General features: G+C 43.3%; 8 protein-coding genes and 2 pseudogenes. 2 read left to right on the top strand and 8 right to left on the bottom strand.

Annotated elements, in window-relative coordinates; translation table 11 throughout:
- Window positions 1–132 precede the first annotated feature (132 nt).
- Window positions 133–1,227 (top strand): sulfatase-like hydrolase/transferase, encoded by a 1,095-nt coding sequence (locus DEM91_RS08240; RefSeq protein ID WP_195252481.1) that lies wholly within the window; start codon window positions 133–135, stop codon window positions 1,225–1,227.
- Window positions 1,228–1,286: 59 nt separating this feature from the next.
- Here DEM91_RS08240 and DEM91_RS08235 read toward each other — a convergent pair.
- Window positions 1,287–2,214, bottom strand: a pseudogene (locus tag DEM91_RS08235) (carbohydrate kinase family protein).
- A gap of 114 nt (window positions 2,215–2,328) precedes the next feature.
- Here DEM91_RS08235 and DEM91_RS08230 point away from each other — a divergent pair.
- Window positions 2,329–3,219 (top strand): annotated as a pseudogene (locus DEM91_RS08230) (IS982 family transposase).
- Window positions 3,220–3,950: 731 nt separating this feature from the next.
- On the opposite strand, the gene murI reads toward DEM91_RS08230, so the two are convergent.
- The 7 genes from murI to DEM91_RS08195 form a co-directional block, all read right to left on the bottom strand.
- Window positions 3,951–4,805, bottom strand: coding sequence for a glutamate racemase (gene murI / locus DEM91_RS08225; protein ID WP_028901065.1), 855 nt, complete (start codon window positions 4,803–4,805; stop codon window positions 3,951–3,953).
- Between the two features lie 24 nt (window positions 4,806–4,829).
- A complete protein-coding gene (locus DEM91_RS08220) occupies window positions 4,830–5,342 on the bottom strand; it encodes an OmpH family outer membrane protein (RefSeq protein WP_249858581.1) in 513 nt (170 codons plus the stop codon).
- Between the two features lie 269 nt (window positions 5,343–5,611).
- Window positions 5,612–6,112, bottom strand: coding sequence for an OmpH family outer membrane protein (locus tag DEM91_RS08215; protein ID WP_008123698.1), 501 nt, complete (start codon window positions 6,110–6,112; stop codon window positions 5,612–5,614).
- Window positions 6,113–6,142: 30 nt separating this feature from the next.
- A complete protein-coding gene (locus DEM91_RS08210; protein WP_008123700.1) occupies window positions 6,143–6,655 on the bottom strand; it encodes an OmpH family outer membrane protein in 513 nt (170 codons plus the stop codon).
- A gap of 100 nt (window positions 6,656–6,755) precedes the next feature.
- Window positions 6,756–9,371: an outer membrane protein assembly factor gene (locus DEM91_RS08205; protein WP_249858580.1), complete on the bottom strand. Its 2,616-nt coding sequence runs from the start codon at window positions 9,369–9,371 to the stop codon at window positions 6,756–6,758.
- Window positions 9,368–10,129, bottom strand: a complete 762-nt coding sequence (locus DEM91_RS08200; protein ID WP_249858579.1) for an isoprenyl transferase — start codon at window positions 10,127–10,129, stop codon at window positions 9,368–9,370. The genes DEM91_RS08205 and DEM91_RS08200 overlap by 4 nt, the downstream gene beginning before the upstream one ends.
- Before the next feature lie 20 nt (window positions 10,130–10,149).
- Window positions 10,150–10,833 carry a DUF6089 family protein gene (locus DEM91_RS08195; protein WP_249858578.1) on the bottom strand — a complete coding sequence of 228 codons (684 nt, stop codon included), beginning with the start codon at window positions 10,831–10,833 and terminating at the stop codon, window positions 10,150–10,152.
- Between the last annotated feature and the right edge of the window lie 8 nt (window positions 10,834–10,841).

The following is a 10,841-nucleotide window of genomic DNA, read 5'->3' as shown; positions in this document are numbered from 1 at the left end:
TTAAACAAACGAAGAAATAAAGTTATATAAACTTAAATATCAGAGAGTTATACATTATTCAGTAAACACTAAATAAATAATTAAAAAATAAATAGTGGCAATGTCATAATTATCACGAGAGAAAATAACGATATGAAAAGGATTTTATTGACTCTGCTCATCACGCTGATAACATCACCTATGATGCTTAAAGCCAAACAAAAAGTGATTTTGGTAACTGTTGATGGCTACCGTTGGCAAGAATTATTTGGTGGAGCCGACTCTTTACTCATTAACCAAAAAGAATTTGGGGATGTAAAAAGGATGAAAGAGATGTATTGGCGTTCAACACCAGAAGAGCGCCGGCAGGCACTGATGCCCTTTACATGGAGTTTTATACATAAGCATGGTGTGATGATAGGCAACAGGTGGGAGGGAAGTAAGATGAACTTAACCAACCAGATATGGATTTCTTATCCTGGCTATCACGAATTGCTGTGTGGATTCGCCGACGACAAAAACATCAACAGCAATGCTCCTATACCTAATCCACATCCTACTGTATTCGAGATAGCGCAGCATTCACCTCAGTACAAGGACGCTGTATTATGCTTTGGAAGCTGGGGACGTTTTATCGAAATATTTACTGAAAAGCGCAGTGGGTTGAAAGTGAATGCGAACTACCGGCATGCCATGACGGAAAAACCAACAGCGCGAGAAAAATATTTAGACAAACTTACCGAACTTTGTCCACGCTATTGGGGTGAAGAGCGTTTTGACTTCCTTACTCACGAATATGCTATGGAAGCCTTACGCACGCAACATCCCAAGTTTGTTTTTATTGGGTATGGTGATACTGATGAGTGGGCACATGCCGGCAAATACCAGTTATACCTTGATGCAGCTCACAGCACAGATGCGTATTTGCAGGAACTTTGGAATCTTTTGCAAAGCGACCCGTTTTATAAAGATCAGACAACTGTAATTGTGACATGCGATCACGGCCGTGGAGACAAGGACGAGAAAGGGTGGTTTCATCATGGCAAGAGTGTCGAGAATTCCGACCAAACATGGCTCATGGCCTTTGGAAAGGGAATTCCCGCACAAGGAATGCTTCGTACAGGCAATTATTATAATAATCAGATAGCTCCAACAATTGCCCACTTGTTAGGCATTAAGTTTAAACCTAATTATCCTGGAATTGGGGAAAAAATTGACCTGCGCTTCTCCCACCAAAACAAAAGATAAAAGATATTGCTGTCCGGTAAAACTCAAAAGGACATAATCGAGTCGGAGGTAAACACTTATCATAGGTGTTTACCTTCTTTCTTGATTTGTTTACAGTCTTGTCTATCCCTGATTCGTGACGTGAATTTCTCAGGAAGTCGAGGCATGGCACCTTTCTGTATGCAGACGTAGGCACTCACTTTCACTGCCAGTTCGTGAGCCTCCCTGATGGGTTTGCCCGACAGGATGGCGGCCGTGAAAGTGCCGGCAAACGAGTCGCCTGCTCCAACGGTGTCAGCAACCTCCACATTGGGCGTCTCCTGAAAGCTCTTCAAACCCTTTGCAAACACGTAGCTGCCATTCGTTCCGCAGGTCAGGACGATCATGTCGAGGTTGTATTTGCTGAGAATCAACCAGCATTTGTTCTCAATGTCGAGACTCGGATAGCCAAAAAGATGACCGATAGCAACAAGTTCTTCATCATTAATTTTCAAGATGTTGCATCGCTTGAGCGACTCTTGGATAACCTCTTTGGTGTAGAAGTTGTCACGCAGGTTGATGTCGAAAATCTTCAGACAGTCATCCGGAGTGGCGTCGAGAAACTCCCCAATGGTCGCTCTCGACTGCTCACTGCGCTGGGCCAATGAGCCAAAACACACAGCGCTGCAGTTGTGGGCAACTGCTGCCACCTCAGATGTAAAAGGAATATAATCCCATGCCACACCGGTCCGGATGTCGTATGTGGGCACACCGTCAGCATCGAGTTCCACCCCCTACAGTTCCCGTAGGATAGTCCACGCTGGGCATGATGTGTTTCAAACCTTTTTCATCCAGTTCTTTTACGGTTTGGTCGCCTAAGTCGTCATTCCCCAAAGTGCTCACAGCCACGGCTGAATGGCCAAACTGACTGGCATGATAGGCAAAGTTGGCAGGGGCACCGCCGAGTTTGGCTCCTTCCAGAAGCACATCCCATAAAGCCTCTCCGAGGCCTACAATATAACGTTCCATATCTTTGTTATTAACCTGAGTTCTGGATAAGAAACTTGCAATAAAAGCAGGTAATCTTGCTATTATTTGGTACCTTTATAGTTATAAATCAAACAGTTACAGACACAATAGACGATGATTACCAAAGACAAAGTTACTGAAATTTTCTGTATAGTAGATGATTTTTGCAAAGAATTCGACAAAGAAGTATCAAAAATGGAGCTTGAGTCCCCAAGAAAGCCTGTCAGCGTAATCGGGCATGGCGTATGAGCTGTTCGGAAATCATGACGATTCACTTTGGTTCATTCCGCAATTTCACGCATTATTACCTCTTCTATGTGAAGGAACACGTTGCGGACTTGTTCCCCGAGCAACTCTCATATAACCGCTTCGTGGAACTAGGGGTGCAACTTTCGGTGGAAATGATGCTATTCCTACAAGTGTGCTGCTTCGGCAGTAGTACAGGGATAAGTTTTGTGGATAGCACATGTATCTCCGTCTGTCATAACAAGCGTATAAAACGCAACAGGGTATTCAAGGACTATGCTGTTGTCGGAAAAAGTACCGTGGGATGGTATTTCGGTTTCAAGTTGCACTTCATCGTCAACGAAAGAGGGGAAGTTCTGAATTTCATGCTGACCAAGGCCAATGTGGACGACAGGGATGAAAACGTATTCAACAGACTGAGCGAGAATGTTTTTGAAAACTCTTTGCAGACAAGGGGTACATATCACAGGGGCTGTTCGAAAGGCTTTCAACTATGGCGTACAATTGGTTACTGGTCTGAGATGCAACATGCAAAACAAGGTCATACCCTTCCTGCTGAAGAAGAGGTCGATCATAGAAACCATCAATGACGAACTCTGACACGTCGCTCAACTGGTACATTCCAGACACCGTAGCGTACTCAATTTCGCAATGAACGCACTCGCAGCAATTACTGCCTATAGTTTCTTCAACAAGAAGCCATCTATAAATATAGACTTCTGTACTGAAGATAAAGGCAGACAGCTGACCATATTTTGAGATAATCGAAGCCGAATAGTATAGGATAGAAAGCCATCCCTCGAATTGACAGGGATAAAGGACTTGTACCCTTACTTCAAAAACAAAACACAAGGCGAGTTTTTCCCGAACACAGGTTTTTAAACAATTGTTGAGCAGCTATAGAACAACAAATTACGCGAAAGAGACAAAAAACTTTCTAAAAGATAAAGCCAAGTCCGAACCAACAAAAGCATTTTCAAAACGATGTTTTTGTCCTATTAATTTACCAAAAATCGACCATTGAAAATCTTCAAAATAGAAAAATTTAATAGGCAAATGCCCTGCAAAAATGTGCTGATTTGAGCAAAATAAACGTCTTTTTAAGTTAGAACATCAACTTAACACGCTTGGAAACACTCTTTAGAGGTGTTATTCACATACAGTAGTAGCATTAAAGCATGCAAATAGCAGGCTTATCTCAATGCTTCAGCCGCCAAAAAGTGGTAAAAATAGGAAAGAAAAGAGCTGACATTGATGTAACACGCACAATAACAACGAATTACAAACCTCGCTCATTTTCGGCGTATTTGCGACCAACTTTGCCGTTGGTTGATTTCACGTGAGTTTTGAGAGGCACTTTGTAAAGATAATTCAGCATTGATAAGCTTTCCATGAAACATACTACTAATGCTGCAAACGATGCTTGAAGGAAGTTTTTCGCTGTATAAATAGCATACTGAAACGAAAGGATATGCGATTGTCAATATCCGTCATAAAGACGATTGGGGCGTTAAGTCAACATGCTCAACATTGACATTCTCATGCAGAAAGATTTGTGCCGAATCCTTAAAGCGTGCGGGGTTCTCTGTTGTAAAATATCGACAAGTCCCGTTTTTTGTACACTTCTCCTCCATTTCAGGATGGCGATACAGATAATCTTGCAAGCTGCGAGCCACATATTCTCCTTGTGCTACAATTCGTACACCTGGCTTATTGTATTTCTCAATCTTTGCCATTAACAAAGGATAGTGTGTGCATCCTAAGATAATGGTATCGATGGCTCCGTCCTTCGCCATGAGAGCATCCATGCGTTTTTTCACAAAATAGTCTGCACCCGGACTGTTTGCCTCGTTATATTCTACCAGCGGAACCCAGAAAGGGCATGCCACTCCTGATACTTGAATATCGGGATAAAACTTCTGTATCTCGAGTGGATAGCTCTCGCTCTTTACCGTTCCCTCGGTAGCCAACAGTCCTACATGTCGACTTTGCGTAAGTTTACCGATGATTTCGGCGGTTGGACGAATAACGCCCAGCACCCTTCGCTTTGCATCCAAATGTGGAAGGTCGTTCTGCTGTATGCTCCTCAAGGCTTTCGCAGAAGCAGTGTTACAGCCTAAGATAACGAGATGACACCCCATTTCAAACAGTTTGGTCACCGCCTGAAGTGTAAACTCATACACCACCTCAAAGGAGCGCGTACCGTATGGGGCACGTGCATTATCGCCCAAATAAAGAAAGTCGTATTGAGGCAACAAACGACGAATGCTATGGAGGATTGTCAAACCACCATAGCCAGAATCAAATACACCTATTGGTCCCGGTTGTCGTGATAATTGAGCCATGTTCATCTTGTCCTTAACTACCACTTATCGGTGAAGTACACTCATCACCGCATCGTTCAAGTTGTCCCCGTAAGCCAAGTTTACGTAAGGGAGAGCATCGTTGTCCGCATTCAGCACGAAAGCATATCCACGCTCTTTACCCAATTGTTGAATGATGTGCAGCACTTTGTCCTTCACAGGTTGCATCGCATTCTTTTCGGCTTGCGCTAAAAGGCGCTGCGACTCTTTCTTGAAAGCGACGTTCCTCTCCATCATATCTTGTAATTCAGCTTGACGCTTTTGTAAGATTGAGGGAGCAAAATCGCGTTGTCCATCGAGGAATTCCTCATATTTTTTATTGAATTCATCTTCAGAACGCTTTGTTTCTGCATCGTACTTAGCACGCAAGTCGGCTATATTCTTTTGTGCCACAGCATATTCTGGCACCATTTTAATGAGCGAACTCAGGTTGAAATATCCAAACTTAGGTAGCACTTGCTGCGCTTGTGACAGCACGGGTAGCATCAAAAATAACAGAAATAAGAGTTGCTTTTTCATTCTTCTATGTGTTTTATGTGATGAGAAGGAATCTTCAAAGAAAGCTTGATTCGCCTACTTTCCAAAGAATCTCCTTCCCCCTTTTGTTGATAAAAAAAGAAAAAGAGTTAGCAAACACCGTCAGCGCATAGCACGCTTGCTCATATCTGCCAACTCTATTTCTTATCCTTTGAAAGTGAATACCTGTCGTTACTACCAATCATTGGTATGAATCAATGACTTTCAAGTGGTAGCTAAAAGCTCAAGGTCACTCACTTTCACCGTCCTATTTATTTCATCTTGTTCAATTCAGCCTTCACCTTAGCAGTTACATCTTCACTTAACGTCTCGCTAATGTAGGGAATGCCAGCGGTGACATCCATGATATAAACATAGTTGCCTGCCTTACCCACTGCCTGAATTGCTTTGACTAACTTCGCTGTGATGGGTTGCATTTTTTCTTGCTGAGCCTTTTGCAATGCCTGTGAGTTGTCTTGATAAGCCGTACGAATCTTTTCATTCAACTGCATCAGCGACTCCTCTGTCTCCTTTTGTTTGGTGGCATTCATGGTCGACTTCGTCTTATCATATTCCGAAGCCTTACGCTGCAACTCTTCTTGCATTGCCTTCAAGTCATTCTCATATTGCTTGGCAGTTGCTTCAATTTCACCACGTGCCTTTACAAATTCGGGCATGTCATTCATTACTTGTTGCGTGTTGAGGTGTCCGAACTTCTGTGCAAACAGAGCCATTGGTGCAAACAACATCAACATTAAAATAAGCTTTTTCATTTTCTTTGTTCTTTATTTTATGATTAATTATTAATTCGAATAACCTAATTTCTGCAACACTTCGTTGCTAATGTCTATTTTGGGAGAGCCAAAGATGATGCCCGAATTAGAAGCACGGTCTACTACAAGCGAATAACCGCGCAATTCGGATATCTCCTTCACTGCATTGTATATCTCGTCTTGAATGGGAGTCATGAGACTTTGTCGCTTCTTAAAAAGTTCACCTTCAGGTCCAAAGTATTTACGCTTTAGTTCACTGGCGCTCTTTTCTTTCTTCATGATTTCCTCTTGACGAGCTTTCTTTTGCTCTTGCGAAAGAAACACTACCTCGTTTTGGTAATTCTTATACATGGTCGACGCTTCGGTATTCAACGCCTCCACTTCTGCTTGCCACTTCTTGCTCACCTGTGTCAGCTGCTCGTTGGCACGCTCATAAGCTGGAATGTTTTTAAGGATATACTCCATGTCCACCAGTGCAAACTTCTGTGCACTCATACTCAGTGCGGCTAAGCACATGAGACTCATCAATAATATTTTTTTCATTGGCTATCTATTTTATTGTTTTCTATGATGACGCTATTTGATTCTGCTTCGTTGAGGTACGTCAGATGATTTAACCAAACAGCGTCTACGTTCATCTTTTTTAGAATTCTTGTCCTAAGATAAAGTGGAACTGACTGCCACCTTTCTTTCCAAAGACAGTATCGAAACCGTATGCCCAGTCGATTCCCATCAATCCAACCATTGGCAAGAAGATGCGCACACCAACGCCCGCACTGCGCTTCATGTCAAACGGATTGAACTTTTTGGTTTCGTCCCAAGCATTACCAGCCTCCACAAAGCCAAGACCGTAGATGGTAGTGTTGCCTAACAGGAACGGATAACGCAGTTCCAATGACATGCGGTCATATGCATAACCCTCATAACCGCGAGGGGTGAGCTGACCATTTTCATAACCTCTTAGTCCAATAGTCTCTTCGGCATAACCCGTTGTATATCCACTCATACCGTCTCCTCCGACGTAGTAAGTTTCAAAGGGTGACTTTTTGTAGCGGTTATAACTCCCTAACAAACCAAATTCTACACGAGTCATCAGCACGAAACACTTTTGTCCACCCGACAAAGCCGTATAAGTTTTAGCCTTGAACTTCCACTTATGATATTCTACCCACTTGTATTTTTCTTGCTGTTCTGCCAAGTAAGTCGACGATTGTGGGTCGAGTGCTAAGTTTTGATAATTCTTTTTATCCCACTTAGACCATGGTGGAGTGAGTGAAACTGAGGCTGTAAACTCCGAACCTTTACGTGGATACAGTTGGTTATCGGTAGAGGTACGATTGATAGAGAAGTTCAAGTTCAAGTTATTGGCATTACCTGTAGAGAGCAAGAAGTACCGCCAATTCTTCAACATATAGCGTGTATAGGCTAATTGAACAGACAAAGTGAAGTAGTCATCTGGCCATCTCAGGCGCTTACCCCAACCCAGACTGGCTCCAATCAACTTGATGTAAGTGTCAGGGTCGTAATAGTTTTCATAATTATTGTAGGCATAGTTTCCATAACCGTACATATAATTATAGTAGTTGGTCATATACCCACTGTTATAATAGTTGCTGGAAACGTCGGTCGACTTGGAGTAATAAGCACCGATAGAGAACTGGGTAGGACGCTTTCCACCAAACCAGTTGGTAGAGTAGTTCATGTTATACGACTGATAATATCGCCCATTCGTCTGTACACCGACAGACAATACCTCACCATCTCCAATGGGTAAGATGCCTCGACGCTCACTATTTTTATTAAATAGGTTACGAATGGAGAAGTTATTGAGCTTCAAACCAACTCGCCCAATCAAACCATTTTGTCCCCAACCGAGTGAGAATTCAACCTGATCATTGCTTTTCTGTTGCAGGTTCCAATTGATGTCAACGGTTCCATTCTCAGGATCTGGCTTCACATCTGGATTCACTTTTTCTGGGTCAAAGTGTCCCATGGATGCCAATTCACGTGCTGATCGCATGAGCGCCTCTTTGGAGAAGAGATCGCCAGGCTTGGTCTTAAGTTCACGACGCACCACATTTTCGTACAATCGGTCATTACCATTAATGCGCACATGATTCAATCTGGCTTGTTGATTCTCTGTGATACGCATCTCCAAATCAATGGAGTCGCCCACAACGTTCATCTCTGTAGGCTGCAAGTTATAAAACAGATAACCATTGTTCCAATATTGGTTGCCCACCGCATCTTCGTCTTCCGTGAGGCGTTTGTTCATGAGTGTCTGGTTGTACACATCACCTTTCTTCATTCCGAGTAAGGCACTCAGGTAGTCTGTGGGATAGACGGTATTGCCCACCCATGTGATATTGCGGATATAATATTTCGTTCCTTCGTCCACTTTTACATACACACTCACATGTTTGTCATCAACCGTCCATACACTGTCTTCAACAATTACGGCATCACGATAACCCAATTCGTTGTATTTCTTAATCAGGTTGCGTTTGTCTTCTTTCCACCTTTCAGGCGTAAACTTCTTCGATTTGAAGAGTGAACTTAACTTACCTGCCTCGTGAATCTTCTTGAATGCGCCTTTCTTGAACAGTCCTCCTTTGATTTTTGAGTTGGTCAAAGCCCGATTGTTATCAATGATAATATCACGAACACGCATTTTTTGCTTCTTATCAACAACAACATCCAAAATAACGCTATTCTTATTGGTCACATCATCTCGCTGCATAATGCTGATATCCGCATTGTTAAAGCCCTTGTCATCAAAGTATTTTTTAGCCAAGAACTTTGCCCTACTTAAGATATTTGGCGTCACTTGTCCACCTTTCAACAAGCCTAATTTGGCCTCCATGTCCTCACGTTCCGACTTCTTCAATCCGATATAGTTGATTTCCGACACGCGTGGCAGGGTTTGCAAATAGATATTCAAGTAAATTTTATTCCCCACTATCGAATCAGCTCCAATGGATACGTCCGAAAACAGTCCATGCTTCCAATAACGCTTCACCGCATTGGTCACTTCATTTCCAGGCACTGTGATGGTTTGTCCCACGGTTAATCCTGAAATACCCGATAGCATATAGTCTTCGTATCCTTCTACTCCCGACACATTGATACCTCCAATCACCAAGGTACGAGGTGTCCCTGCATAATTGATATCAGGATATACGATCTTATCTTGCGCTTGAGACATGATAGAACTACCAAGTACGAGCGCTATGATTAGCACCTTTTTTATATGATTCATCTCGTTGAATTATTAGCTAACTTATTCTGATCTTCTATTTGTTGTTCTGTCTTACCGAACCTGCGTTGTCTACTTTGATAATTGGCTATCGCACGATAAAGGTCCTCCTCTGCGAAATCGGGCCAAAAGGTGTCGCAGAAATACAGTTCGGAGTAGGCAATCTGCCATAGCAGGTAGTTCGACACGCGCACCTCTCCTCCTGTACGAATGAGCAAATCTGGGTCGGGCATGAATGCTGTCTGCAAATATTTGCTCATCAAGTCTTCGCAAATTGCCTGCTCGCTTATCTTTCCCGCCTTCACATCGGTAGCGATGTCCTGCACCGCCTTTGTGATTTCCCACCGTGAGGAGTAACTTAAAGCGACCACCATGGTCATCGTTGCATTGTCTTTGGTATGCTCCTCGGTCTCGTGCAATTTCTTTTGCACATCCTCGGGAAGGCGTGCTATATCGCCAATCACTCGAAACCGAACATCATTTTTCATGAAAATTTCATCCTCGAGGGAGCTTAACACCAATCCCATTAGTGCCGAAATCTCATCTGACGGACGATTCCAATTCTCCGTAGAGAATGTGTACAGCGTCAGGAACTTCACCCCCAGCTTGGTACATGCTGCTGTAATTCTGCGTACAGTCTCTACACCAGCCTGATGTCCATAGCTTCTTTCCAAGCCACGCTTTGCAGCCCAACGCCCATTACCGTCCATGATAATGGCGATATGTGCAGGTATTCGGGTTTTGTCTAATTCATGATTCATTCGCTTCTCTACATTATCTCCTACTCGGCATCATTATGGCACGTCCTACACTTGGCTTGAAAACTATAGGTCAAGGTAAGCTGCAACGCCGAATAGCTATCTGTATTCTTAAAGGCTCCAGTGCTTTCTATCTGGTAAGGGTCTTTCACTCCGTCCAGTTCATCGCTCAACGAGAGGTGCATTGCCCACTCCAAACCCAAATTAACACGGTCACCTATTTTATATTTCACACCTAATCCCAAAGGAATGTTGCCAGTAAAGACATTTTTGTTGTTACAGGAAACATAGGTAGCTCCTACTCCTCCAAAAACAAAAGGAGTGAGTCGCTTTGCCCCACGATAATCTCTTCCTGTGCCATATGGCCAAAAATTGTACTCGTAGGTCACGCTCAAGTCTCCCAACTGATGAGCAAACTGGTAAGACTTCCCTGCCCATTCGGGGTAATACGTCTTCACTGCTGTGGAATTTCCCTTGAGTTTTCCGTAACTACCCATCACCCGAAGTGCCATACGTGGATTGAAAACATAGCGCCACACCAGCGAACCCATGGGTTGCAAGTTCTTCACAACGCTACCGTTGAAATCTCCTTGATACGAAACCAAGCCTGCACCCACTCCCACTTCCATGCGATATTCCACATCGTCCTGTGCATGAACTTGCACAGCGAACAGGAAACAGAGGATAGAGAGTAATCGATACTGCATGCCAACGA

Source organism: Prevotella sp. TCVGH, from assembly GCF_023522295.1.
Classification (GTDB): domain Bacteria; phylum Bacteroidota; class Bacteroidia; order Bacteroidales; family Bacteroidaceae; genus Prevotella; species Prevotella timonensis.
The sequence above is the reverse complement of the archived record's forward strand: the minus strand, read 5'-3'. Positions and strand labels throughout refer to the sequence as shown.

Coding starts and splice junctions, on each gene's coding strand:
- DEM91_RS08240 (WP_195252481.1), top strand. CDS start 133: ATGAAAAGGATTTTATTGACTCTGCTCATCACGCTGATAACATCACCT.
- murI (WP_028901065.1), bottom strand. CDS start 4,805: ATGGCTCAATTATCACGACAACCGGGACCAATAGGTGTATTTGATTCT.
- DEM91_RS08220 (WP_249858581.1), bottom strand. CDS start 5,342: ATGAAAAAGCAACTCTTATTTCTGTTATTTTTGATGCTACCCGTGCTG.
- DEM91_RS08215 (WP_008123698.1), bottom strand. CDS start 6,112: ATGAAAAAGCTTATTTTAATGTTGATGTTGTTTGCACCAATGGCTCTG.
- DEM91_RS08210 (WP_008123700.1), bottom strand. CDS start 6,655: ATGAAAAAAATATTATTGATGAGTCTCATGTGCTTAGCCGCACTGAGT.
- DEM91_RS08205 (WP_249858580.1), bottom strand. CDS start 9,371: ATGAATCATATAAAAAAGGTGCTAATCATAGCGCTCGTACTTGGTAGT.
- DEM91_RS08200 (WP_249858579.1), bottom strand. CDS start 10,129: ATGAATCATGAATTAGACAAAACCCGAATACCTGCACATATCGCCATT.
- DEM91_RS08195 (WP_249858578.1), bottom strand. CDS start 10,833: ATGCAGTATCGATTACTCTCTATCCTCTGTTTCCTGTTCGCTGTGCAA.